This window comes from Streptomyces ureilyticus, from assembly GCF_011045025.1.
In the GTDB taxonomy this organism is placed as follows: domain Bacteria; phylum Actinomycetota; class Actinomycetes; order Streptomycetales; family Streptomycetaceae; genus Streptomyces; species Streptomyces ureilyticus.
This window is the reverse complement of sequence record NZ_JAAKZX010000146.1, coordinates 1-24277: the sequence shown is the minus strand read 5'-3', so window position 1 is coordinate 24277 and position 24277 is coordinate 1. Positions and strand designations below refer to the sequence as shown.

The 24277-nt window shown below is 68.6% G+C and carries 21 protein-coding genes, 1 tRNA gene and 1 pseudogene; 20 read left to right on the top strand and 3 right to left on the bottom strand.

Annotated elements, in window-relative coordinates:
- Positions 1-107: 107 nt before the first annotated feature.
- The 12 genes and pseudogenes from G6048_RS33515 to glmS form a co-directional block, all read left to right on the top strand.
- A pseudogene (locus G6048_RS33515) lies at positions 108-491 on the top strand (acetyl-CoA carboxylase biotin carboxyl carrier protein subunit); the annotation flags it as partial.
- A complete protein-coding gene (locus tag G6048_RS33510) occupies positions 488-1432 on the top strand; it encodes a hydroxymethylglutaryl-CoA lyase (protein WP_165343359.1) in 945 nt (314 codons plus the stop codon). The pseudogene G6048_RS33515 and the gene G6048_RS33510, both read left to right, overlap by 4 nt.
- Positions 1433-1438: 6 nt before the next feature.
- The gene (locus G6048_RS33505) at positions 1439-2605 is read left to right on the top strand and encodes an acyl-CoA dehydrogenase family protein (protein WP_165343358.1); all 1167 of its coding nucleotides are present in this window, start codon (positions 1439-1441) and stop codon (positions 2603-2605) included.
- Positions 2606-2822: 217 nt separating this feature from the next.
- Positions 2823-3869 carry an ABC transporter substrate-binding protein gene (locus G6048_RS33500; protein ID WP_165343357.1) on the top strand — a complete coding sequence of 349 codons (1047 nt, stop codon included), beginning with the start codon at positions 2823-2825 and terminating at the stop codon, positions 3867-3869.
- Between the two features lie 53 nt (positions 3870-3922).
- On the top strand, positions 3923-4780 hold the full coding sequence (locus G6048_RS33495; RefSeq protein WP_165343356.1) for a siderophore-interacting protein: 858 nt from the start codon (positions 3923-3925) through the stop codon (positions 4778-4780).
- 186 nt (positions 4781-4966) lie between these two features.
- Complete coding sequence (gene desA / locus G6048_RS33490; protein ID WP_165343355.1) at positions 4967-6436, top strand: lysine decarboxylase DesA; 1470 nt, start codon at positions 4967-4969, stop codon at positions 6434-6436.
- The gene (locus G6048_RS33485; RefSeq protein WP_165343354.1) at positions 6420-7712 is read left to right on the top strand and encodes a lysine N(6)-hydroxylase/L-ornithine N(5)-oxygenase family protein; all 1293 of its coding nucleotides are present in this window, start codon (positions 6420-6422) and stop codon (positions 7710-7712) included. The genes desA and G6048_RS33485 overlap by 17 nt, the downstream gene beginning before the upstream one ends.
- Positions 7709-8257, top strand: coding sequence for a GNAT family N-acetyltransferase (locus G6048_RS33480; RefSeq protein WP_165343353.1), 549 nt, complete (start codon positions 7709-7711; stop codon positions 8255-8257). The genes G6048_RS33485 and G6048_RS33480 overlap by 4 nt, the downstream gene beginning before the upstream one ends.
- Complete coding sequence (locus G6048_RS33475) at positions 8254-10071, top strand: IucA/IucC family protein (RefSeq protein ID WP_328827713.1); 1818 nt, start codon at positions 8254-8256, stop codon at positions 10069-10071. Before G6048_RS33480 ends, G6048_RS33475 begins: the two co-directional genes overlap by 4 nt.
- A gap of 78 nt (positions 10072-10149) precedes the next feature.
- Positions 10150-11037, top strand: a complete 888-nt coding sequence (locus G6048_RS33470) for a DUF4429 domain-containing protein (RefSeq protein ID WP_165343352.1) — start codon at positions 10150-10152, stop codon at positions 11035-11037.
- A gap of 127 nt (positions 11038-11164) precedes the next feature.
- Entirely contained in the window at positions 11165-11422 is a 258-nt protein-coding gene (locus G6048_RS33465; RefSeq protein ID WP_165343351.1) for a hypothetical protein, read from the top strand.
- A 26-nt stretch (positions 11423-11448) separates the two neighbouring features.
- On the top strand, positions 11449-13266 hold the full coding sequence (gene glmS, locus G6048_RS33460; RefSeq protein ID WP_165343350.1) for a glutamine--fructose-6-phosphate transaminase (isomerizing): 1818 nt from the start codon (positions 11449-11451) through the stop codon (positions 13264-13266).
- 100 nt (positions 13267-13366) lie between these two features.
- Here glmS and G6048_RS33455 read toward each other — a convergent pair whose 3' ends face one another.
- Both G6048_RS33455 and G6048_RS33450 read right to left on the bottom strand, forming a co-directional pair.
- Positions 13367-13957 (bottom strand): GPR1/FUN34/YaaH family transporter, encoded by a 591-nt coding sequence (locus tag G6048_RS33455; RefSeq protein ID WP_165343349.1) that lies wholly within the window; start codon positions 13955-13957, stop codon positions 13367-13369.
- 191 nt (positions 13958-14148) lie between these two features.
- Positions 14149-14676, bottom strand: coding sequence for a universal stress protein (locus G6048_RS33450; RefSeq protein ID WP_165343348.1), 528 nt, complete (start codon positions 14674-14676; stop codon positions 14149-14151).
- Between the two features lie 398 nt (positions 14677-15074).
- Here G6048_RS33450 and G6048_RS33445 point away from each other — a divergent pair, with 398 nt between their 5' ends.
- From G6048_RS33445 to G6048_RS33430, 4 genes are all read left to right on the top strand, one after another.
- A complete protein-coding gene (locus G6048_RS33445) occupies positions 15075-15431 on the top strand; it encodes a hypothetical protein (RefSeq protein ID WP_165343347.1) in 357 nt (118 codons plus the stop codon).
- 386 nt (positions 15432-15817) lie between these two features.
- Complete coding sequence (locus tag G6048_RS33440) at positions 15818-17044, top strand: helix-turn-helix domain-containing protein (RefSeq protein ID WP_165343346.1); 1227 nt, start codon at positions 15818-15820, stop codon at positions 17042-17044.
- Between the two features lie 137 nt (positions 17045-17181).
- Positions 17182-17784 carry an oligoribonuclease gene (gene orn / locus G6048_RS33435; protein WP_165343345.1) on the top strand — a complete coding sequence of 201 codons (603 nt, stop codon included), beginning with the start codon at positions 17182-17184 and terminating at the stop codon, positions 17782-17784.
- A gap of 104 nt (positions 17785-17888) precedes the next feature.
- Positions 17889-17961, top strand: a tRNA-His gene (locus G6048_RS33430).
- 75 nt (positions 17962-18036) lie between these two features.
- Here G6048_RS33430 and G6048_RS33425 read toward each other — a convergent pair.
- Complete coding sequence (locus G6048_RS33425) at positions 18037-19092, bottom strand: LacI family DNA-binding transcriptional regulator (RefSeq protein ID WP_165343344.1); 1056 nt, start codon at positions 19090-19092, stop codon at positions 18037-18039.
- A gap of 362 nt (positions 19093-19454) precedes the next feature.
- Between G6048_RS33425 and G6048_RS33420 the strand changes: the two genes are divergently transcribed.
- From G6048_RS33420 to G6048_RS33405, 4 genes are all read left to right on the top strand, one after another.
- On the top strand, positions 19455-20783 hold the full coding sequence (locus G6048_RS33420; protein ID WP_165343343.1) for an ABC transporter substrate-binding protein: 1329 nt from the start codon (positions 19455-19457) through the stop codon (positions 20781-20783).
- Positions 20780-21808: a carbohydrate ABC transporter permease gene (locus G6048_RS33415; RefSeq protein WP_165343342.1), complete on the top strand. Its 1029-nt coding sequence runs from the start codon at positions 20780-20782 to the stop codon at positions 21806-21808. The genes G6048_RS33420 and G6048_RS33415 overlap by 4 nt, the downstream gene beginning before the upstream one ends.
- A gap of 86 nt (positions 21809-21894) precedes the next feature.
- Entirely contained in the window at positions 21895-22728 is an 834-nt protein-coding gene (locus tag G6048_RS33410) for a carbohydrate ABC transporter permease (protein WP_165343360.1), read from the top strand.
- Positions 22729-22833: 105 nt separating this feature from the next.
- Entirely contained in the window at positions 22834-24252 is a 1419-nt protein-coding gene (locus tag G6048_RS33405) for a GH1 family beta-glucosidase (RefSeq protein WP_165343341.1), read from the top strand.
- Positions 24253-24277 lie beyond the last annotated feature (25 nt).

Here is a 24277-nt window from a genome sequence, read left to right as displayed (position 1 = left end):
GTTCTGGGTGGGCGTTCTCGGTATGACAGAGCTCGAGAAGCCGCCGGTGCTGGCGGCTTTCGGGAAGGGGCGGGACTGGGGAAAAAGAACCCTCCACCGTCACCCTCCACCTCGAAGGCCGCACCCACACCTTCACCCACTACGGAACCTGGCTGGGCCGCGACGCCGACGCCTGGAACGTCCAAGACCACGACCCCGTCGCCGCCTCCCTCAGCGGAGCTGCTCGCACCGGCGTCGACTCCCTCACCGCCCCCATGCCCGGAACCGTCACCGTCGTCAAGGTCGCCGTCGGCGACGAAGTGACCGCCGGACAAAGCCTGCTGGTCGTCGAGGCGATGAAGATGGAGCACGTCATCTCCGCCCCGCACGCCGGCACCGTCGCCGAGCTGGACGTCACTCCGGGCTCGACCGTCGCCATGGACCAGGTGCTGGCCGTCATCGCGCCCCAGGAGCAAGAGCTGGGGCAGGAGCAGGAGGAGGCCACGTCATGACCACTCCCGGACTGGGACTCCCCATGGCCGTCCCCGCCCAGGGCCTCCCGGCCACCGTCCGGATCTACGAGGTCGGCGCCCGCGACGGCCTGCAGAACGAGAAGGGCACGGTCCCGACGGAGGTCAAGGCGGAGTTCATCCACCGCCTCGCCGACGCGGGCCTGACGACCATCGAGGCCACCAGCTTCGTACACCCGAAGTGGGTGCCCCAACTGGCGGACGCGGAGCAGCTGTTCCCCCGCGTCAGCGAACTCCCGGTCGCGCTCCCGGTCCTCGTGCCGAACGAACGCGGCCTGGACCGCGCCCTGGCGCTCGGCGCCCGGCAGGTCGCCGTCTTCGCCAGTGCCACCGAGTCCTTCGCGAAGGCCAACCTCAACCGCACCCTCGACGAGTCGCTGGCCATGTTCGAGCCGGTGGTGAACCGGGCGAAGACGGAAGGCCGCCACGTCCGCGGCTACCTCTCCATGAGCTTCGGCGACCCCTGGGAGGGCCCGGTCCCCGTCCCCCAGGTCGTACGGGTGTGCAGGGCGCTCCTGGACATGGGCTGCGACGAACTGAGCCTCGGCGACACGATCGGCGTCGCGACCCCGGGGCACGTACAGGCACTGCTCAGCGCGCTCAACGAAGCGGGCGTGCCCACGCACACGCTCGGCGTGCACTTCCACGACACGTACGGGCAGGCCCTCGCCAACACCCTGGCGGCGCTGCAGCACGGGGTCACGACCGTCGACGCGTCCGCCGGAGGCCTGGGCGGCTGCCCGTTCGCCAAGTCCGCCACCGGCAACCTCGCCACCGAAGACCTCGTGTGGATGCTGCGGGGCCTCGGCATCGACACGGGAGTCGACCTCGACCGTCTCATCGCCACAAGCGTCTGGATGGCCGAGCAGCTGGGTCGGCCCAGCCCTTCCCGCACCGTCCGCGCCCTCTCCCACAAGGAGTGATCCCCCATGTCACTTGACCACCGGCTCTCCCCCGAGCTCGAAGAACTCCGGCGTACGGTCGAGGAGTTCGCCCACGATGTCGTCGCCCCGAAGATCGGTGACTTCTACGAGCGGCATGAGTTCCCGTACGAGATCGTGCGGGAGATGGGCCGGATGGGCCTGTTCGGGCTGCCGTTCCCGGAGGAGTACGGCGGCATGGGCGGCGACTACCTGGCGCTGGGCATCGCGCTGGAGGAACTGGCCCGCGTGGACTCCTCCGTGGCCATCACCCTCGAAGCAGGCGTCTCCCTCGGCGCCATGCCGATCCACCTCTTCGGCACCGAGGCCCAGAAGCGGGAGTGGCTGCCCCGCCTCTGCACGGGCGAGATCCTCGGCGCCTTCGGCCTGACCGAACCGGACGGCGGCTCGGACGCGGGCGCGACCCGTACGACGGCCCGTCTCGACGAGGCGACGAACGAATGGGTGATCAACGGCACCAAGTGCTTCATCACCAACTCCGGTACGGACATCACGGGTCTGGTCACGGTCACGGCGGTGACCGGCCGCACCGCCGAGGGCAAGCCCCGTATATCGGCGATCATCGTGCCGTCGGGGACACCCGGCTTCACGGTGGCACCCGCGTACTCGAAGGTCGGCTGGAACGCCTCGGACACCCGCGAGCTGTCCTTCGACGACGTCCGCGTCCCGGCCGCGAACCTGCTCGGTGAGGAGGGCCGCGGTTACGCCCAGTTCCTCCGCATCCTCGACGAAGGCCGTATCGCCATAGCGGCCCTGGCGACAGGGCTGGCACAGGGCTGCGTCGACGAATCCCTCAAGTACGCCAAGGAGCGCCACGCCTTCGGCCGGCCGATCGGCGCGAACCAGGCGATCCAGTTCAAGATCGCCGACATGGAGATGAAGGCCCACACGGCCCGCCTGGCCTGGCGCGACGCGGCCTCCCGCCTGGTGACCGGCGACCCCTTCAAGAAGGAGGCGGCCCTGGCCAAGCTGTACTCCTCCACGATCGCCGTGGACAACGCCCGCGACGCCACCCAGATCCACGGCGGCTACGGCTTCATGAACGAGTACCCGGTGGCCCGCATGTGGCGCGACTCCAAGATCCTGGAAATCGGCGAGGGCACGAGCGAGGTCCAACGGATGCTGATCGCACGGGAGTTGGGCCTGACGGGCTGAAAAGCCTCCCTGCCGACGCCCTCGCAACACCCCGGCGGCACCCGGGCGGCGGCCGGTCCGCACCCGAGCCGCACAGGGTCCGCACAGGCGCGGACGCGGGCACCCTCGGACATTTCCGCAGGTGAGACCCGCGCCCTGGACACTTTATAAGGTTAGGCTAACCTACCTTTGAACCTGTCCTTTGGGCGATCAGCCCTGTGCGAAAGCAGTCACCACCATGTTCAACGCCCGTTCCGCCCACCTCACCCGCCGCGGCATACTCGCCGCGGGCGGCGCCCTCGGCCTTGGCGCCGTCCTCGCGGCCTGCGGCGACGACGACGCGAAAAGCGGTGGCTCGGCCGACTCCACGGAGGCCGCCAAGTCCGGCCCCTGGAGCTTCAAGGACGACCGCGGCAAGACCGTCGAGACCGACAAGGTCCCGGCGAACATCGTCGCGTTCACCGGCGTCGCCGCCGCGCTCCACGACTACGGCATCGAGGTCAAGGGCGTCTTCGGCCCCACCGAGACCAAGGACGGCAAGCCCGACGTCCAGGCCGGCGACCTCGACATCAAAAAGGTGACCATTCTCGGCAACGAGTTCGGCCAGTTCAACGTCGAGAAGTACGCCACCCTGGCGCCCGACGTTCTGATCACCACCATGTTCGACGACGCGGGCACGCTCTGGTACGTCCCCGAGGAGTCCAAGGACAAGATCGCCGCCCTCGCCCCGAGCGTCGGCATCTCCGTCTACGACCGCCGGCTGACCGAGCCGCTGCAGCGCATGATGGCGCTCGCCGAGTCCCTTGGCGCCGACGTCAAGGCCGCCAAGGTCACCGCCGCCAAGAAGCGCTTCGAGGACGCCTCCGCCAAGGTGCGCGCCGCCGTCAAGGCCAACCCGGGCATCAGGGTGCTGGCCGGTTCCGCGAGCCAGGACATCTTCTACGTCTCCACCTCGAACCTCTCCGTCGACCTGGAGTACTTCAAGGCACTCGGCGTCACCTTCGTCGAGCCGCCCGCCGACGTACTGAAGGCCAGCGGCGGCTGGTTCGAGAACCTCAGCTGGGAGAACGTCGACAAGTACGACGCGGATCTCATCCTGATGGACAACCGGTCCTCGGCGATTCAGCCCGCCGACATCACCGAGGGCACATGGAAGCAGCTGCCCGCGGTGAAGGCCGGTCAGGTCATCGCGCGTGACCCGGAGCCGATCTTGTCCTACGACAAGTGCGCGCCCATCCTCGAGAACCTCGCCACGGCCATCGAGAAGGCCAAGAAGGTCGCCTGACCCGCCGGCGTTGCCCGAACACCCCGCCCCCTGACGAGAACTCAGGAGCACGCATGACGACGGCCGTAGCCGCCCCGTACCGTATCTTCTCCCTCCAGGTCGTACGGACGAGGCGGCTCAGCCCGTCCCTCGTCCGCGTCACCTTCACGGGCGGCGACCTGAGCGCCTTCACCTCCGACGGCCTGGACCAGAGCCTCTCGCTCTTCCTGCCGCACCCGGGGCAGGAGAAGCCCGTCCTGCCCTTGGAGTACGGCGAGGGCTGGCGGGAGGCATACCTCGGCATCCCCGAAGACGTACGGGCGGTGATGCGCTCGTACACGCTGCGGGCGCTGCGCCGCGACGCGCAGGGGCTGACCACCGAGATCGACATCGACTTCGTGCTGCACGGCACGGAGCCCGGCGCCGCCACCCCGGCGGGCCCGGCCTCCCGCTGGGCCGCCGACGCCAAGGCCGGTGACCATGTCGCCCTGATCGGCCCGGCGGTCGCCGACAACGGGGCGATACGTTTCCGTCCGCCCGCCGACACCGATCTGGTCGTCATGTGGGCGGACGAGACGGCCCTGCCCGCCGCCGCGGCCATCCTGGAGTCGCTGCCGGCCGGGACCAGAGCCCGCGTCTGGCTGGAGGTCCCGCACGCGGGCGACCGCCTGGACGTGAGCACCGACGCGGACGCCGAGATCACCTGGCTCGTACGCGACGAAGGGTCCCCCACGGCTCTCGACGCGATCCGTTCCACCCAACTCCCGTCCGCACAAAGCCCGTACGCCTGGATCTCGGGCGAGGCCGGCTGTGTGAAGGAGCTGCGCCGCCATCTCGTGCGCGAGCGGGAGATCGACCGCCGGCGGATCAGGTTCGTCGGCTATTGGCGGCTCGGGCTGACCGAGGATCAGCGGCTCGAGCAAGGAGAGTGATCCGAGGAGAGTGACCCAAGGAGAGTGATCCATCCCTCACGGACAGCCACCAAACGTCGGCATAGGCGCAACTAAAGGGACATGAGGGACGAGCGAGAGCCGAGAGGTTAGGTTAGCCTTACCTAAGTCACACGCTCTCAGGAACACCGCGCCCCACCCCCTCTCTGTCCCCGGAGGAAACCCCCCATGCGCTCGCACCTGCTCAATGACACGACCGCGGAGCGGTACCGCAGCTCCGTGACCGAAGGAATCGAGCGGGTGGCGGCCAAACTCGCCACCGCAGACCGTCCGTTCACCGGCGTCACGGTCGACGCCCTCGCGCCGCGCATCGACAAGGTCGACCTCGACCGGCCGCTGCTCGACACCACCGCGGCCCTGGACGAGCTCGAAGAGCTCTACCTGCGCGACGCGGTCTACTTCCACCACCCGCGCTATCTCGCGCACCTCAACTGCCCGGTCGTGATCCCCGCCGTCGTCGGCGAGGCGGTCCTGTCGGCCGTCAACTCCTCGCTGGACACCTGGGACCAGTCGGCCGGCGGCACCCTCATCGAGCGCAGGCTCATCGACTGGACCACCGAGCGCATCGGCCTCGGCCCGGCCGCCGACGGCGTGTTCACCTCCGGCGGCACCCAGTCCAACCTCCAGGCGCTGCTCCTCGCCCGCGAGGAGGCCAAGCCAGGGCGGGCAGGGTGGGAACATCCAGCCTCGTACGCCAAACTGCGTGTCTTCGCCTCCGAGGTGAGCCACTTCAGCGTCAAGAAGTCGGCGAAACTGCTCGGCCTCAGCCAGGACTCCGTGGTCTCCATCCCGGTCGGCCGCGACAAGCGCCTGCAGACCGTCGCGCTCGCCCATGAGCTGGAGCGCTGCCGCCGCGACGGGCTGATCCCGATGGCCGTCGTCGCCACCGCGGGCACCACCGACTTCGGCTCCATCGACCCACTGCCCGAGATCGCCGAGCTGTGCGACCAGTTCGGCGCGTGGCTGCATGTCGACGCGGCGTACGGCTGCGGGCTGCTGGCATCGCGAAAGAACCGCCACCTCATCGACGGCATCGAGCGCGCCGACTCCGTGACCGTCGACTACCACAAGTCCTTCTTCCAGCCGGTGAGTTCGTCCGCCGTGCTGGTCCGGGACGCGGCCACGCTGCGGCATGCCACGTACCACGCGGAGTACCTGAACCCGCGCCGCATGGTGCAGGAGCGCATCCCCAACCAGGTCGACAAGTCCCTGCAGACCACCCGCCGCTTCGACGCGCTCAAGCTGTGGATGACGCTGCGCGTGATGGGCGCCGACGGCATCGGCGAGCTCTTCGACGAGGTCTGCGAACTGGCGCAGGACGGCTGGAAGTTGCTCGCCGCCGACCCGCGTTTCGACGTGGTCGTCGCGCCGTCGCTGTCCACTCTCGTCTTCCGCTACATCCCGGCGGCCGTCACCGACCCGGCCGAGATCGATCGCGCCCACCTGTACGCCCGCAAGGCCCTGTTCGCCTCCGGTGACGCGGTGGTCGCGGGCACCAAGGTCGATGGCCGCCACTACCTGAAGTTCACCCTGCTCAACCCCGAGACCACGACGGACGACATAGCCGCCGTACTCGACTTGATCGCCGGCCACGCCGAGCAGTACCTGGGAGGAGAGTCCCTTGACCGCGCTTCCTGAATCCGCGCTTCCCGAATCCCCCGCGAAGACCCACGACTTCATCGGGATCGGCCTCGGCCCCTTCAACCTCGGCCTCGCCTGCCTCACCGAGCCGATCACCGAACTCGACGGCGTCTTCCTGGAGTCCAAGCCGGACTTCGAGTGGCACTCCGGAATGTTCCTGGAGGGCGCGCACCTCCAGACGCCGTTCATGTCGGACCTGGTCACCCTGGCCGACCCGACGTCCCCGTACTCCTTCCTCAACTACCTGAAATCCTCAGGGCGGTTGTACGCGTTCTACATCCGCGAGAACTTCTATCCGCTGCGCGTCGAGTACGACGACTACTGCCGCTGGGCCGCCGGGCAGCTCTCCAGCATCCGCTTCAACACGACGGTCACAGAGGTCACGTACGTCGATGACGTGTACGTCGTACGGACGGAAGCGGGCGAGACCTACCGCGCCCGCCACCTCGTGCTCGGCACCGGCACGCCGCCGTACATCCCCGAGGCCTGTCAGGGTCTCGGTGGGGACTTCATCCACAACTCCCGCTACCAGCAGCACAAGCAGGAGCTGCAGGCGAAGAAGTCGATCACGCTGGTCGGCAGCGGACAGTCCGCCGCGGAGATCTACTACGACCTGCTGAGCGAGATCGACGTCCACGGCTACCGGCTGAACTGGGTCACGCGCTCTCCGCGGTTCTTCCCGCTCGAGTACACCAAGCTCACGCTGGAGATGACCTCCCCGGAGTACATCGACTACTTCCATGCGCTGCCGGAGCGGACCCGCTACCGCCTCCAGTCGGAGCAGAAAGGCCTCTTCAAGGGCATCGACGGTGAGCTGATCAACGAGATCTTCGACCTGCTCTACCAGAAGAACCTCGGCGGCCCGGTCCCTACCCGGCTGCTCACCAACTCCTCGCTGAACAGCGTGAGTTATGAGAACGGCACGTACACCCTCGGCCTTCGTCAGGAAGAGCAGGAGAAGGACTACGAGCTGCACTCCGAGGGCCTGGTCCTGGCGACCGGCTACAAGTACGCGGAGCCGCAGTTCCTGAAGCCCGTTCGCGACCGCATCCTCTACGACGAGCACGGCAACTACGACGTGGCGCGCAACTACGCCATCGACACGACCGGGCGCGGCATCTTCCTGCAGAACGCGGGCGTGCACACGCACTCGATCACCTCGCCGGACCTCGGCATGGGCGCGTACCGCAACGCGTACATCATCCGCGAGCTGCTCGGCAGCGAGTACTACCCGGTCGAGAAGACCATCGCCTTCCAGGAGTTCGCCGTATGAGCACCCAGATTCTCGGGGCGCTCTCGCTGCGCCCCCTCGACCCACTCTCCGACGCCGAGCAGCTGCACTCCTGGGTGACCCATCCCAAGGCGGCCTACTGGATGATGCAGGGCGCCCGGCTCCAGGACGTGGAGCGCGAGTACATGCGGATCGCCGTCCATGAGCACCACGACGCGTTCATCGGGCTGCACGACGGCGAGCCGGCGTTCCTGATGGAGCGCTACGACCCGCGGTACGTCGAACTCGTCGGCCTGTACGAGCCCGAGCCCGGCGACGTCGGCATGCACTTCCTGGTGGCGCCGACGGACACACCCGTGCACGGCTTCACCCGGGCCGTGATCACCGCGGTGATGGAGTCCCTGTTCGCCGACCCGCGGACCCGGCGGGTCGTCGTCGAACCGGACGTGACGAACACGGCGGTGCACGCGCTGAACGAGGCCGTCGGCTTCGTGCCCGTACGCGAGATCCAGAAGCCGGAGAAGCGCGCGCTGCTGTCCTTCTGCACGCGCGAACAGTTCTTGGCTTCGCGAGGAGTGGCGATATGACCCGCGACATGACCCTGACGACCGACACCGCAACCGGACCGCACCTGTCCGACGCCGTGGCGCACCTGACCCCCGAACGCTGGGCGCGCGCCAACCGCCTCCTCATCCGCAAGGCCCTCGCGGAGTTCGCCCACGAGCGGCTCATCACCCCGGAGGCCACCGACGACGGCTCGTACGTCGTACGCAGCGACGACGGCCTCACCCGCTACCGCTTCACCGCCGCCCGTCGTGCCCTCGACCACTGGCAGGTCGACGCCGAGTCGATCAGCCGGCACCGCGACGGCAGGGAACTCCCCCTGCACGCCCTGGAGTTCTTCATCGAGCTAAGGGGTGCGCTGGGCCTCAGCGACGACGTCCTGCCGGTCTATCTGGAGGAGATCTCCTCCACCCTCTCCGGCACCTGCTACAAGCTCACCAAGCAGCCCCAACTCACCTCCGTCGAGCTCGCGAGCAGCGGCTTCCAGGAGATCGAGACGGGGATGACCGAGGGCCACCCCTGCTTCGTCGCCAACAACGGGCGGCTCGGCTTCGGGGTCCACGAGTACCTCTCGTACGCTCCCGAGACCGCGAGCCCCGTACGGCTGATCTGGCTGGCGGCGCACCGCTCGCGGGCGGCGTTCACGGCGGGCGTCGGCCTGGACTACGAGTCCCTGCTGCGGTCCGAGCTCGGGGACGAGACGCTGAAGCGGTTCTCCGTCACCTTGACCGAAAAGGGGCTCGACCCGGACGACTACCTCCTCATCCCGGTCCACCCCTGGCAGTGGTGGAACAAACTCTCCGTGACCTTCGCGGCCGAGGTCGCCCAGCAGCACCTGGTGTGCCTGGGTGAGGGCGACGACGAGTATCTGGCCCAGCAGTCGATCCGGACGTTCTTCAACAAGAGCGCCCCCGAGAAGCACTATGTGAAGACCGCCCTGTCGGTCATCAACATGGGCTTCATGCGCGGCCTCTCCGCCGCGTACATGGAGGCGACGCCGGCCATCAACGACTGGCTGGCCCAACTCGTGCAGAACGACCCGGTGTTGAAGTCCACCGGCCTGTCGGTCATCCGCGAGCGCGCGGCCGTCGGCTACCGGCACCTGGAGTACGAGGCCGCCACCGACCGCTACTCCCCGTACCGCAAGATGCTCGCCGCCCTGTGGCGCGAAAGCCCGGTCCCCTCCCTCCGCGAGGGCGAGCAACTGGCCACCATGGCCTCCCTCGTCCACGTCGACCACGAGGGCGCGTCCATCGCGGCGGCACTGATCGAGCGCTCGGGGCTCACGCCGACGGAGTGGCTGCGGCGCTATCTGTACGCCTACCTCACGCCGCTGCTGCACAGCTTCTACGCGTACGACCTCGTCTTCATGCCGCACGGCGAGAACGTCATCCTCGTCCTCAAGGACGGCGTCGTACAGCGCGTGATCTACAAGGACATCGCCGAGGAGATCGCGGTGATGGACCCGGACGCGGTGCTGCCGCCGGTGGTCGAGCGGATCCGTGTCGAGGTGCCCGAGGACAAGAAGCTGCTGTCGATCCTCACGGACGTCTTCGACTGCTTCTTCCGCTTCCTGGCCGCGAACCTCGCCGACGAGGGCGTCATCGAGGAGACCGACTTCTGGCGGACGGTCGCCGACTGCGTACGCGACTATCAGGCAGCCGCGCCCGAACTGGCCGACAAGTTCCGGCAGTACGACATGTTCGCGCCTGAGTTCGCACTGTCCTGCCTCAACCGGCTCCAGTTGCGCAACAACGAGCAGATGGTCGACCTCGCCGATCCGGCGGGAGCACTCCAGCTCGTCGGCAACCTCAAGAACCCCATAGCCGGGCTGTAGCAACAGACAGCCCCACCAGCAGGCGGGCGCCCTCACGTACGGTCCCAGGGGGCGCCCGCCGTCGTACAGAATTGCCGTATGGCGGAAATCATCCAGAAGGACGGTACTTGGACCTTCGACGGCGATGCCCTGCACCTCACCCCGGGGCGCGACAAGAACGTGAGCCTGCTGCGGAAGACACTGGGTGAACTGACCGTCCCGCTGGGCGCGTTGGCGGGGATCTCCTTCGAACAGGGAAAGAAGTCCGGGCGGTTGAAGCTCCGGCTGCGGGAGGGCGCGGACCCCTTGCTGCAGGCGACCGGCGGCAAGCTCGCCGAGCCGAACGACCCGTACCAGCTCGCCGTCGATTCCGACCGCTACGGCGTCGCCGAGTACTTCGTGGAGGAGATCCGCAACGCGCTGCTGCTGGACCAGGTCCCGGCCACCGCCGTCGACCGCTATCTGGTTCCCGGCCCGTCCGTGCCGCTGTCGGTGTCCGCCGGGGACGGCACCGCGAGCTTCGACGGGGAACGCATACGGCTGGAGTGGAACTGGAAGACGGAGGAGGCCAAGTCGGCCGCCGGTTCGCGCATGCTCTACTTCGCGGACATCGAGTCGGTGGAGTGGCACCCCGCGGTCGGCCTGGAGAACGGCTATCTCCGCTTCACCGTCCGCAACGCCCCGACCAAGGCTCCGCCGAAGTACGACCCCAACTCCGTTGAGCTGTGGGGCTTCAAGAAGGACCCGCTGATGGCGCTGGTCGCGGCGGCGGTGCAGGCCCGCCTTCCGCACCCCTCGGCGTCGTCCATCGAGGACCGGGTGCCCATAGGCTCGAACTCCCCCGCCCAGGACGCCGAACCGCCCGCCGAGCCCGACCACGACGCCCTCCTGCGCCGCCTTCGCGAACTCGGCGAACTACACAAGTCGGGCATCCTCACGGAGGAGGAGTTCACCCTGGCCAAGCAGGCCATCCTGAAGCGTCTTTGAGCGGCCCTCCGAGCCGTCACAGATCGTTTACGGCCAACGCAGATCCTTTGCGACAGTTCCGCCACATTGCTGCCCGATATCGGGCAGATTTCTTGCGATCACTCGCCTCATCCTTCAGGATCATCGAGTGCACGACGAACTCGTTGATCATCTGACGCGCTCCACCGCCCTCAGCCGGGGCGAGGCACTGCGGGTGATCCAGGACGTGCTCGCCTACTTCGACGAGACGACCGAGGACTACGTCCGTCGCCGCCATCGCGAGCTCCAGGTTCAGGGCCTGGTGAACGCGGCGATCTTCGAACGGATCGCGGCAGACCTGAAGTACCGCGCGGTCGCACCGCCCGAGCTCACGCTCAGGCAGCTGCGCCGCATCGTTTATGGCTAGATCGTCTAGGGCTAGGGGCCTTCTGTATGTGTGGAATCGTCGGTTACATCGGCAAGCGGGACGTGGCGCCGCTGCTCCTCGAAGGCCTGCAGCGCCTGGAGTACCGCGGCTACGACTCCGCCGGCATCGTCGTGACCAGCCCGAAGACGGCCGGCCTCAAGATGGTCAAGGCCAAGGGCCGGGTCCGCGACCTGGAGGCCAAGGTTCCGGCCCGCTTCAAGGGCACCACCGGCATCGCCCACACCCGCTGGGCCACGCACGGCGCCCCCTCCGACGTCAACGCGCACCCGCATCTGGACGCCGAGGGCAAGGTCGCCGTCGTCCACAACGGCATCATCGACAACGCCTCCGACCTGCGCAGGAAGCTGGAGGCCGACGGAGTCGAGTTCCTCTCCGAGACCGACACCGAGGTCCTCACCCACCTCATCGCCCGCTCGCAGGCCGTGAAGCTCGAGGACAAGGTCCGCGACACACTGCGCGTCATCGAGGGCACGTACGGCATCGCCGTGATGCACGCCGACTTCCCCGACCGCATCGTGGTGGCCCGCAACGGCTCCCCCGTCGTCCTCGGCATCGGCGAGAAAGAGATGTTCGTCGCCTCGGACATCGCCGCCCTGGTCGCCCACACCCGCCAGATCGTCACCCTCGACGACGGCGAGATGGCCACGCTGAAGGCCGACGACTTCCGTACGTACACCACCGAGGGCACCCGTACGACGGCCGAGCCGACCACCGTGGAGTGGGAGGCCGCCTCGTACGACATGGGCGGCCACGACACGTACATGCACAAGGAGGTCTTCGAGCAGGCCGACGCCGTGGACCGGTGCCTGCGCGGCCGCATCGACGACCGGTTCTCCACCGTGCACCTGGGCGGCCTGAACCTGGACGCCCGCGAGGCGCGCAAGATCCGCCGTGTGAAGATCCTCGGCTGCGGCACCTCGTACCACGCGGGCATGATCGGCGCCCAGATGATCGAGGAGCTGGCCCGTATCCCCGCGGACGCCGAGCCGGCCTCCGAGTTCCGCTACCGCAACGCGGTCGTCGACCCCGACACGCTGTACATCGCGGTCTCGCAGTCCGGTGAGACGTACGACGTACTGGCCGCCGTGCAGGAGCTGAAGCGCAAGGGCGCGCGGGTGCTCGGCGTGGTGAACGTGGTGGGCAGCGCCATCGCCCGCGAGGCGGACGGCGGCATCTACGTCCACGCGGGACCCGAGGTCTGCGTCGTCTCCACCAAGTGCTTCACGAACACCACGGTCGCCTTCGCGCTGCTCGCCCTGCACCTGGGCCGCACCCGCGACCTGTCGGTCCGCGACGGCAAGCGGATCATCGACGGCCTGCGCAGGCTGCCCGCGCAGATCTCGGAGATCCTCGCCCAGGAGGGCGAGATCGAGAAGCTGGCGGCGGAGTACGCCGAGGCCCGCTCGATGCTCTTCATCGGCCGCGTACGCGGCTACCCGGTGGCCCGCGAGGCCTCGCTGAAGCTCAAAGAGGTCTCGTACATCCACGCCGAGGCGTACCCCGCCTCCGAGCTCAAGCACGGCCCGCTCGCCCTGATCGAGCCCGCGCTGCCGACGGTCGCGATCGTGCCCGACGACGACCTGCTGGAGAAGAACCGCGCCGCCCTGGAGGAGATCAAGGCCCGCAGCGGCAAGATCCTCGCGGTGGCCCACCAGGAGCAGGAGAAGGCCGACAGGACGATCGTCGTCCCGAAGAACGAGGACGAACTGGACCCGATCCTGATGGGCATCCCGCTCCAACTCCTCGCCTACCACACGGCGTTGGCCCTGGGCCGGGACATCGACAAGCCCCGGAACCTCGCCAAGTCGGTGACGGTGGAGTAGCCCTCGTACGCATCGAACGGCCTCCCGGGTGTGCCACCAGCACCAGGGAGGCCGTTCCTGCGAGAGCCGAGGTCGCCCATTACCTCGGCTCGTGGCTGCCTCAGCCGGGAGCCGTCATCCTCCGGCCGGCAGCGCGTCGTGGGAGCGCGGTGGGCCAGTGGGCCAGGAACGCCGTCGCGGCGTACCAGGCCACGGCGCCGCCCGCCACGGCGAACCAGCCGCCGACCTTTCCGAGCGCCTCGTTGTCCGCGAAGCTCGAGATGGCGAGTAGCAGCAGCGCGACGAAGAACAGTCCGTAGGCGCCCTGTGCGAGCGGTCCGCGGGCTGCTGCCCCGAGGGTCAGGGTCAGCGCGACGAGTGCGAACAGCAGGAAGAAGAGCCCTGCGGCGTTGTCCGACAGGGTGCTGCCGGCGGTGACTCCCCAGTCGCCCGCCATCGCACCCCAGGCGAACCACAGGGCGCCGAACCCAGTGAAGGCCGTGCCGGTGACGATGTCACGGTCGCGGAACGCGAACAGACCCGCGATGAAGAGCGCGATTCCGCCCACGTACGTGGCGAGGCCCACGGCGTCGGCCGCCGTCACGCCGTCGATCACTTCGGTGTGACCGAGGCCGAAGAACAGCAGAGTGATGCCGAGGGCGAGATGACCGAGGGTGGTGATGGTGCTTCCCGCAGTGACGTCGTTGTTCACGGCGGGGCTCCTTTCGTACAGGTGCGCTTGCGCGATGCCCAATGCCGGGCCGCATCGGCCTGACGACCGGTTTGTACCCTTCACAAAGACACAAACACCTCTACGCACGAGTAGGTTTATGCCGCGTCAGAAGCAGCCCGACACTCCGACGCGCCGTGCCTCACCTGGGACAACGGGAACAAGGAGACGCGTCACGGGATGACGATGACGGGCCGCTGCGCCCGCTTGGCGAGCCGCCCCGCGACCGAGCCGAAGATCCGCCCGACGATGCCTTGCGTGGAGCCGACGACGATCGCGTCCGCCTCGTACTCCCGCCCGACCTCCTCGAGCTCGTGGCAGATGTCGCCGCCGCGCTCGACGAGGATCCACGGCACCTCGGCGAGGTAGTCCGCGCAGGCGAGTTCGAGCCCGAGCACCTCGGTGCGGTGGTCCGGGACGTCGACGAAGACGGGGGGTTCACAGCCCGCCCACACCGTGGTCGGCAGCCGGTTGGCGACGTGCACGATGATCAGGCCGGAGCCCGAGCGGTGTGCCATCCCGATCGCATAGGAAAGGGCGCGCTCGCTGGACGTCGAGCCGTCGAAGCCGACGACGACGCCGTGCTTGAACGCGGGGTCACAGGACTGACGTGTCTCTTCCGCCGCGAAGGGCTCGGACGCCGTGGGGTCGACGACGGGGCGCTTGCGGTCCGCGGGATCGAAGAATTCTTGACCGGCCATGGCTGTCTCGGCGTTTGGATCCTCATGGGTGGGACGACAGGTGCTACGGAGCTGTGTCCGGGAATCATCTTCCCAACCCCATACCCCCAAGGGTACGGCGGCACGCCTCCTCTGCCCAGATCCCGCGACGGCCGCGGGAGGGTTCCAGGGAGCATGCCCGAGAGGGTGCCCGCAACGCAATGGTTGCTGCCCCGTACAGGCTGTTTGCGCAGGGTTTCGACAGGCGTGGGGCGGAAGTTGCTCGGTTTGACGGCCTTCTCCGTCCGCCTCTGCCGCTCGATTGTTCCGGCACACTCCCGCCACGGGGCGGATTCCGTGACCGGCCGGTCGAACAGGCGTTGAACTCCGGTGAGCCACCGCTCCAGGGAGGCCCAAGCCACCGTCCAGGGAGGCCCACCGTGCCCGCACCCCAGCCCTCCTCCGGGAAGCCCGCCGCGCGGGAGTCCGTCGGCGACTCCGTGAGCGATGTGGTGCGCTGGGCGGCCTTCAGTTGCGTACTGGTCCCGGTGGTGCTCGTCGGGTACGGAACCTCTCTGGCGGGCGCCGCCGGCACGGCCCTCGGTCTGGCGGCGGTGACGGCGGCGTGCCGGGCCCTGCTGAGGCGGTCCGAGCGGTACGCGGCGGCCGCCACGCCCAACAAACCGGCCAACAAACCGGCCGGGAAACGGACAGCCGGTCGCCGACGGCGCATCAGGGGCGGTACAGGAGCGCACAGAGGGGGCCGGAGAGCCCCGGAAAGCACGCCGGTCGACTGACCGGTTTCAGCTCACGCGCCCGGTGGTTTTCAGCCAACTTCCGGCTCCTGCGCATTCCTTGGCCGAAGGGGTCTTCACCCCCCGTTCCACCTGCACCGAAAGGGGTGCCAAGGGGCCTCACACCCTACGGGGACCGGCCACGCATGCGAGGCGCACTTCCCTGTACGGCCCACGAGTGCAACGCTTCGTGATCGAATGCTTCACGCCAAGTTGTCATGTCGACAATGTGCCGAGTGCTGAACTGGTCACGTAGGTACCACGGGACACAGTAGATTCGATCATGCTGTCTGACGGCGGGGGACTCGTGCAGGACCGAGGGGAAACGTGTTGGAGCGACAGACCCGAAAGGTTAAGGGCGCCGCGACCACCGAGGGGGGCTTAGCAGTATGAGCCACGACTCCGCTGCCGCGCCGGAAGCCGCGGCCCGGAAACTTTCCGGGCGACGCCGCAAGGAGATCGTCGCGGTGCTGCTGTTCAGCGGCGGCCCCATCTTTGAGAGTTCCATTCCACTGTCGGTGTTCGGGATCGACCGCCAGGACGCCGGCGTGCCGCGCTACAGGCTGCTTGTCTGTGCCGGGGAGGAGGGGCCCCTGCGGACCACCGGGGGACTCGAACTCACCGCGCCCCAGGGGCTGGAGGCGATATCCAGGGCGGGCACGGTCGTCGTGCCCGCCTGGCGGTCGATCACCTCGCCGCCGCCGGAGGAGGCGCTCGACGCACTGCGCCGGGCGCATGAGGAGGGCGCCCGCATAGTCGGGCTGTGCACCGGCGCCTTCGTACTCGCCGCGGCAGGGCTGCTGGACGGCCGCCCCGCGACCACCCACTGGATGTACGCGCCGACGCTGGCCAAGCGCTATCCGTCCGTGCACGTCGATCCCCGCGAACTGTTCGTGGACGACGGCGACGTGCTGACATCGGCGGGTACGGCGGCGGGTATCGACCTCTGTCTGCACATCGTGCGGACGGACCACGGAAACGAAGCAGCCGGAGCGCTGGCCCGCCGTCTGGTGGTCCCGCCCCGGCGCAGCGGCGGCCAGGAGCGCTACCTCGATCGGTCTTTACCAGAGGAGATCGGCGCCGACCCGCTCGCGGAGGTCGTCGCCTGGGCGCTGGAGCATCTCCACGAGCAGTTCGACGTGGAGACGCTGGCGGCACGCGCGTACATGAGCCGTCGTACGTTCGACCGCCGGTTCCGCTCGCTCACCGGGAGCGCTCCCCTGCAGTGGCTGATCACGCAGCGGGTACTGCAGGCGCAGAGGTTGCTTGAGACATCCGACTACTCGGTGGACGAGGTGGCGGGCCGCTGCGGCTTCCGCTCCCCGGTGGCCCTGCGCGGTCACTTCCGCCGGCAGCTCGGCTCGTCCCCGGCCGCGTACCGGGCCGCCTACCGGGCCCGGCGCCCGCAGTCCGACAAGCCCTCGGACACGGAGGGACCGCCACCGCCACCGGCGGCCCCGCAGGAGTCCGCCTCGGTTCCCCAGCAGACCCGCCGCACGGCCGCCGCGCACGCCGTGGGCTCGTCGGCGTCCCTGTCCACGGAGCCGGACAGGAGCGGCAACGAGATGTACGCCAACGGCCGGCCGAGCCTGCCGGGGCAGCGGAGCGCGCCGTAAGGGACGTAAGGGACGTAAAGCCGTAGTGGGGTGGGCGGTTTCCATCGGCCCTTACGGGTCAGCCGCCCGCCCTGCCCGGCGGCTGCCCTGGTCCCGCGCCTGCCACCCGGTACCGCAGGGGCCGTAGGGTAAGACATATGAACGATCGCATGGTGTGGATCGACTGCGAGATGACCGGCCTCTCGCTGTCCGACGACGCGCTCATCGAGGTGGCCGCACTGGTCACCGACTCTGAGCTGAACGTGCTCGGGGAAGGGGTGGACATCGTGATCCGCCCGCCCGACACGGCGCTGGAGACCATGCCGGAGGTGGTGCGCGCGATGCACACCGCCTCCGGTCTCCTCTCCGAGCTGGCCGCCGGTACGACCCTGGCGGACGCCGAGGAGCAGGTCATGGCGTACGTACGGGAGCACGTCAAGGAGCCGGGCAAGGCCCCGCTGTGCGGCAACTCGGTGGGCACGGACCGCGGTTTCCTGCTGCGGGACATGCCGGCCCTGGAGCAGTACCTCCACTACCGGATCGTCGACGTCTCCTCCGTCAAGGAGCTGGCCCGCCGCTGGTACCCCCGGGCGTACTTCAACAGCCCGGAGAAGAACGGCAACCACCGCGCCCTCGCGGACATCCGCGAATCCATCGCCGAACTCCGCTACTACCGCGAGGCGGTCTTCGTCCCGCTCCCCGGCCCGGACTCGGAGACGGCCCGCGCGATCGCCGCAAAGCACGTCCTGCCTGGGGAGTAGCGCCTGTGCTGCGCCCATGAAAACCCGGGCGCGAGCACCCCTTCCGACCCTGTACACTTTTTCTCGGCCGGTCGGGAAGTCCACGCGGACAACCGCCGGACATGGTGGGTGTAGCTCAGCTGGTAGAGCACCTGGTTGTGGTCCAGGATGCCGCGGGTTCAAGTCCCGTCACTCACCCTCGAGGATGAAGGCCCGGCCTATACGAACAGGCCGGGCCTTCATCGTTCCCGAGCACCGCGGGATGGGCTCCTCTCACGACGAGTCGCGCTCCACCAACATCGCCGGAAGTACCAACTGCCGCTTCTCCAGGCCTCGCGACACCGCGGGCCGGCGGTCCGCGATCTCGTCCAGCAGGAGCTCGAGCATCGCGCGGCCCATGTCCTCGATCGGCTGGCGGACGCTGGTCAGCGGCGGGTCCATGTGGCGGGCGATGGCGGAGTCGTCGTAGCCGACGAGTGCCACGTCGTCGGGTGTGCGGCGGCCGGCCTCGCGCAGGACCTGGCGGGCGCCGGCCGCCATCACGTCGGAGCCGGCGAAGACGGCGTCCAGGTCGGGGCGGCGGGCCAGCAGTTCCTTCATCGCGCGGCGGCCGCCCTCCTCCGTGAAGTCACCCGTGATGATCAGTTCCTCGTCGACCTCGCGGCCCGCGTCGCGCAGCGCGTCGCGGTAGCCGTCGACGCGGCGCTGGGCACCGAAGACGTCGAGACGGCCGGCGATGTGGGTGATGGTGCGGCAGCCCCGGGCGAGCAGGTGCTCCACCGCGGCCCGGCCGCCGCCGTAGTTGTCCGAGTCGACGGAGGGCAGCGTCTCGTCCACGGATCGGCGGCCACTGATCACCGCCGGGATCTCCAGCTGGGACAGCAGGTCCGGCAGCGGGTCGTCCGCGTGGACCGAGACCAGCAGGACGCCGTCCACCCGGTGCGCCGCCAGATACTGGGCCAGCCTGCGCCGCTCCCGGTCACTGCCCGCGAAGATCAGCAGGAGCTGCATCTCGGTGTCCGAGAGGGCCGCGCCCACGCCTTTGAGCATGTCCGAGAAGTACGGCTCCGCGAAGAAGCGGGTCTCGGGCTCGGGGACGACGAGGGCGATGGCGTCGGTGCGGTTGGCGGCGAGAGCGCGGGCTGCCGTGTTCGGGACGTAACCGAGTTCCGCGACCGCCGCCTCGACGGCCGCACGTGTGGCCTCGCTGACCCGCGGGGAGCCGTTGATGACGCGGGAGACCGTGCCGCGGCCCACTCCGGCGCGCGCGGCGACCTCCTCGAGGGTCGGCCGCCTGCCGCTGCGGCCCCGCGCTCCGTGGACTACCATCCCCTGCCTCCCGTCCGACACGGCTCGCACCGCGTGTGGCCTGGAATCTAACAGTGTCGATCCCTACCCCGGCGTCCTGCGCCCATCTGCCGGCACCGGTACCGGGCTTCGATCACTCTCCAAGAAGTGCTGACTGACGTTAGCTAACAGCCCGATAACTGAAGACATATCTCGCCGTCCGGTCCCTTGACACCCCCGCTTCGAGCGGCGAACCTTCAACACATCACTTGTGGGAGCGCTCCCACAGTACCTGGCACATACACATCCCGCACGTTCCCCGCCCGAGCCGCAAGTGAGAACACACGGGCCCAGCAAGAGAGTTGGCCGGGGGGTCGGCACGTCAGGGCAACAGGAGGACGACAATGCGCGCACGTACCCGAACCGGCCGCCGCAAGGTGGTAGTCCTCGCGGCCGTGGCGTCGCTGGGCGCCGGGCTGCTGGCCGGTTGTGCAGAGGACTCCGGCGGCGGCTCGTCGAACTCGGACGGAGGCGACGGCGGCAGCGGCAAGACCACGCTGTCCATCGGCACCTTCGGTGTCTTCGGCTACAAGCAGGCCGGCCTCTACGACGAGTACATGAAGCTGAACCCGGATGTCTCCATCAAGGAGAACGTCACCACCCGCACCGACGTGTACTGGCCCAAGACCCTCACCCGTCTGCAAGCCGGTGCCGGTACCGACGACATCCAGGCGATCGAGATCATGAACGTCACCGAGGCGGTGGAGACCCAGGCCGACAAGTTCGTCGACCTCGGCAAGGAAGTCGACAAATCCCAGTGGCTGGACTGGAAGAACGCCCAGGCCACCACCAAGGACGGCAAGCAGATCGGACTCGGCACCGATGTCGGCCCGATGGCGATCTGCTACCGCAAGGACCTGTTCGAGAAGGCCGGACTGGAGACTGACCGCACCAAGCTCGCCGAACAGTGGAAGGGCGACTGGGGCAAGTACGTCGACCTCGGCAAGCAGTACATGGAGAAGGCGCCCCGGGGCACCAAGTTCGTGGACTCCGCCTCCTCCGTCTACAACGCGGCCCTCGGCGGCGAGCCCGAGCGCTACTACGAGACGGACGGAACCGTCATCTGGGACAAGTCGGACAGCGTCAAGAAGGCCTGGGACGTCGCCATGGAGGTGGCGACCAGCGACATGTCGGCGAAGCTGAAGCAGTTCGACAAGCCGTGGGACCAGGGCTACTCCAACGGCACCTTTGCGACGGTGGCCTGCCCGGCGTGGATGATCGGCTACATCCAGGAGAAGTCCGGCGCCTCCGGCAAGGGCAAGTGGGACGTGGCGGCGGCGCCGACCGCGGCCAACTGGGGCGGTGCCTTCCTCGGCGTCCCGACGGCCAGCAAGAACCAGAAGGAGGCCGTCAAGCTGGCGAAGTGGCTGACCGCGCCCGAGCAGCAGGCGAAGGTCTTCGCCAAGCAGGCCAGCTTCCCGTCGACCCCGTCGGCGTATGCGGACCTGAAGCCGGCGGCCGCCACCTCGGCGTACTTCTCGAACGCGCCGATCACTGAGATCTTCTCGAAGTCCGCCGAGACCATCCCGAGCCAGTACTTCGGCATCAAGGACCAGCCGATCAACACCGCACTCACCGACATCGGCATCCTCCAGGTCGAGCAGAAGGGCAAGTCGCCCGAGGAGGGCTGGGACGCCGCCACCAAGGAGATCAAGGACGTGCTCGGCCAGTGACCAGCTCCAAACAGGCTCTCGCGCAATCCGCGCCGAGCGCCGACGCCGCGCCCGGTGAACAGCCGGGCGCGGCCCGGGGCGCTCAAGGTCGCGGTACACCGCCCCCAGGCCCCAGTTCCTGGCGCAGCCGGCTGTACCGCTGGGACATGAAGGCGTCGCCGTACGCGTTCATCTCCCCCTTCTTCATCTTCTTCGGGGCCTTCTCGCTCGTCCCGCTGCTGTACACGGCCTGGTACTCGCTGCACAACGTGCAGCTGTCCGACCTGGACAACCAGACCTGGGCGGGCCTGGACAACTACCAGAACCTGTTGTCCTCCGACTTCTTCTGGAACTCCCTGTGGGTCACGCTCGTCATCGGCGTGATCTCGACCGTGCCGCAGCTGATCATGGCGATCGGGCTCGCACACCTGCTCAACTACAAGCTGCGCGGCTCGACCGTGTGGCGGGTGGTCATGCTCACCCCGTACGCCACCTCGGTGGCGGCGGCCACGCTGGTGTTCGTGCTGCTGTACTCCTGGGACGGCGGCATGATCAACTGGCTGCTCGACTTCGTCGGGGTCGACCCCATCAACTGGCGTGAGTCCGACTGGGGTTCGAAGTTCGCCGTCTCCACGATCGTCATCTGGCGGTGGACCGGCTACAACGCGCTGATCTACCTCGCGGCGATGCAGGCGATCCCCGCCGACCTGTACGAGTCGGCGTCCCTCGACGGCGCGAACCGCTGGCAGCAGTTCCGCCATGTGACGGTCCCGCAGCTGCGGCCGACGATCCTGTTCACGGTGGTCGTCTCCACGATCGGCGCGACGCAGCTCTTCGGTGAGCCCCTGTTGTTCGGCGGGGTCAGCGGCTCGAAGGGCGGCTCCGGGCACGACTACCAGACGCTCGGCCTGTACATGTACGACCAGGGCTGGGTCATCGGCAACCTCGGCAAGGCGTCCGCGATCGCCTGGTCGATGTTCCTGATCCTGCTGCTCATCGCCGTGATCAATCTGCTGGTCTCCCGACGCCTGAGGAAGTCCCAATGACCACCAGCGAAGTGCCCCTCACTCAGGAGAAGGAGCAGGAGAAGGGGGCGAAGGCGAAGGGCGACCGGGGCTTCCGGCGCCCCCGGATGCTCGGCGCGGGCAAGCAGCTGCACGCGGGCCCGGTCACCTATGTGGTCCTGACCGTCTTCGCTCTCGTCTCGCTGGCGCCACTGGTGTGGACGGCGATCGCGGCCTCGCGCACCGACCAGCGGCTCGCACAGACGCCGCCGCCGCTGTGGTTCGGCGGGAATCTGTTCAACAACCTCGAGCGTGCGTGGGAGGAGGCCTCTCTCGGCACCGCGATGTTCAACACCACGCTGGTCGCGACCACCATCACCGTCGGCACGGTCCTGTTCTCCACGCTGGCCGGTTTCGCCTTCGCCAAGCTGCGGTTCAAGTTCTCCAGCGCCCTGCTGCTGCTGACCATCGGCACGATGATGATCCCGCCGCAGCTCGCCATCGTGCCGCTGTACCTGTGGATGGCCGACCTCGGCTGGTCCAACCAGCTGCAGACCGTCATCCTGCCCACCCTGTGCACCGCGTTCGGCACGTTCTTCATGCGGCAGTACCTGGTGCAGGCGCTGCCCACCGAGCTGATCGAGGCGGCGCGCGTGGACGGCGCGAGCAGTCTGCGGATCGTGTGGCATGTGGTCTTCCCCGCGGCGCGGCCCGCGATGGCCGTGCTCGGCCTGCTGACCTTCGTGTTCGCCTGGAACGACTTCCTGTGGCCGATCATCGCCCTCAACCAGGACAACCCGACCGTGCAGGTCGCGCTCAACGCGCTCGGTACCGGCTACGTCCCCGACCAGTCGGTGATCATGGCGGGCGCGCTGCTCGGCACGTTGCCGCTGCTCATCGCCTTCCTCCTGTTCGGCAAGCAGATCGTGGGCGGGATCATGCAAGGCGCGATCAAGGGCTGACCCGCCGCGCCGCCGCCCGACGGGGCCGGGTCATCGACGCCCCGGCCCCGATCACCTCCCCCACTTACTCCTCGGCCCTCCACGACCCCTAATGGGAGCGCTTCCATGCCTGAGCCTGTGACCTTTCCCCCCGCCTTCCTCTGGGGAGCCGCGACCTCCGCGTACCAGATCGAGGGGGCGGTGCGAGAGGACGGCCGTACGCCCTCGATCTGGGACACCTTCAGTCATACGCCGGGGAAGACGGCCGGTGGCGAACACGGTGACATCGCTGTCGACCACTACCACCGCTACCGCGACGACGTGGCCCTCATGGCGGAGCTGGGCCTGGGCGCGTACCGCTTCTCGGTGTCCTGGTCGCGGGTGCAGCCGACGGGCCGCGGCCCCGCCATCCAGCGCGGCCTGGACTTCTACCGCCGCCTGGTGGACGAGCTGCTCGCGCACGGCATCAAGCCGGCCCTCACCCTCTACCACTGGGATCTGCCGCAGGAGCTGGAGGACGCGGGGGGCTGGCCGGAGCGCGACACGGCGCTGCGGTTCGCGGAGTACGCGCAGATCGTCGGCGAGGCGCTCGGCGACCGCGTCGAGCAGTGGATCACCCTCAACGAGCCCTGGTGCAGCGCCTTTCTCGGGTACGGGTCCGGGGTGCACGCTCCGGGCCGTACGGACGCGGCGGCCTCGCTGAAGGCGGCCCATCACCTCAACCTGGCGCACGGGCTCGGCACTTCGGCCCTGCGCGCCGCGATGCCCGCCCGCAACACGGTCGCGGTGAGCCTCAACTCCTCGGTGATCAGGACGGTTTCGCAGGACCCGGCGGACCTGTCGGCCGGGCAGCGGATCGACGACCTGGCGAACGGCGTGTTCCACGGCCCGATGCTGAACGGCGCGTACCCCGAGACGCTCTTCGAGGCGACGTCCTCGGTCACGGACTGGTCGTACGTGCTCGACGGCGACCTCGAGCTGATCCACCAGCCCCTGGACGCCCTGGGCCTCAACTACTACACCCCGGCGCTGGTTTCAGCCGCCGAGTCCACCCCGACAGGGCCGCGCGCGGACGGCCACGGTGCCAGCTCGTACTCCCCCTGGCCCGGCGCGGACGACGTGATGTTCCACCAAACCCCCGGCGAGCGCACTGAGATGGGCTGGACCATCGACCCGACCGGCCTCCACGAGCTGATCATGCGCTACTCGCGCCTGGCCCCCGGACTCCCCCTGTACATCACGGAGAACGGCGCCGCCTACGACGACAAGCCGGACCCCGACGGCCGCGTCCACGACCCCGAGCGGATCGCCTACCTGCACGGCCACCTCTCGGCCGTCCGCCGCGCGATCACCGACGGCGCGGACGTCCGCGGCTACTTCCTCTGGTCCCTGATGGACAACTTCGAATGGGCCTACGGCTACGGCAAGCGCTTCGGCGCGGTGTACGTCGACTACTCGACGCTGGCTCGTACGCCCAAGTCGAGTGCGCATTGGTATGCGCAGGCGGCTCGCACGGGGGAGCTGCCTCCGGTGACCACTGAGTAGGGGAAACAGGGGGAACGGGGGATGG

What these genes read in the sequence shown, in the direction of transcription:
- G6048_RS33495 (WP_165343356.1), top strand. Translation starts at nt 3,923, where the DNA reads ATGACGACGGCCGTAGCCGCCCCGTACCGTATCTTCTCCCTCCAGGTC.
- desA (WP_165343355.1), top strand. Translation starts at nt 4,967, where the DNA reads ATGCGCTCGCACCTGCTCAATGACACGACCGCGGAGCGGTACCGCAGC.
- G6048_RS33470 (WP_165343352.1), top strand. Translation starts at nt 10,150, where the DNA reads ATGGCGGAAATCATCCAGAAGGACGGTACTTGGACCTTCGACGGCGAT.
- G6048_RS33505 (WP_165343358.1), top strand. Translation starts at nt 1,439, where the DNA reads ATGTCACTTGACCACCGGCTCTCCCCCGAGCTCGAAGAACTCCGGCGT.
- G6048_RS33500 (WP_165343357.1), top strand. Translation starts at nt 2,823, where the DNA reads ATGTTCAACGCCCGTTCCGCCCACCTCACCCGCCGCGGCATACTCGCC.
- G6048_RS33405 (WP_165343341.1), top strand. Translation starts at nt 22,834, where the DNA reads ATGCCTGAGCCTGTGACCTTTCCCCCCGCCTTCCTCTGGGGAGCCGCG.
- G6048_RS33480 (WP_165343353.1), top strand. Translation starts at nt 7,709, where the DNA reads ATGAGCACCCAGATTCTCGGGGCGCTCTCGCTGCGCCCCCTCGACCCA.
- G6048_RS33450 (WP_165343348.1), bottom strand. Translation starts at nt 14,676, where the DNA reads ATGGCCGGTCAAGAATTCTTCGATCCCGCGGACCGCAAGCGCCCCGTC.
- glmS (WP_165343350.1), top strand. Translation starts at nt 11,449, where the DNA reads ATGTGTGGAATCGTCGGTTACATCGGCAAGCGGGACGTGGCGCCGCTG.
- orn (WP_165343345.1), top strand. Translation starts at nt 17,182, where the DNA reads ATGAACGATCGCATGGTGTGGATCGACTGCGAGATGACCGGCCTCTCG.
- G6048_RS33510 (WP_165343359.1), top strand. Translation starts at nt 488, where the DNA reads ATGACCACTCCCGGACTGGGACTCCCCATGGCCGTCCCCGCCCAGGGC.
- G6048_RS33475 (WP_328827713.1), top strand. Translation starts at nt 8,254, where the DNA reads ATGACCCGCGACATGACCCTGACGACCGACACCGCAACCGGACCGCAC.
- G6048_RS33440 (WP_165343346.1), top strand. Translation starts at nt 15,818, where the DNA reads ATGAGCCACGACTCCGCTGCCGCGCCGGAAGCCGCGGCCCGGAAACTT.
- G6048_RS33410 (WP_165343360.1), top strand. Translation starts at nt 21,895, where the DNA reads ATGCTCGGCGCGGGCAAGCAGCTGCACGCGGGCCCGGTCACCTATGTG.
- G6048_RS33425 (WP_165343344.1), bottom strand. Translation starts at nt 19,092, where the DNA reads ATGGTAGTCCACGGAGCGCGGGGCCGCAGCGGCAGGCGGCCGACCCTC.
- G6048_RS33420 (WP_165343343.1), top strand. Translation starts at nt 19,455, where the DNA reads ATGCGCGCACGTACCCGAACCGGCCGCCGCAAGGTGGTAGTCCTCGCG.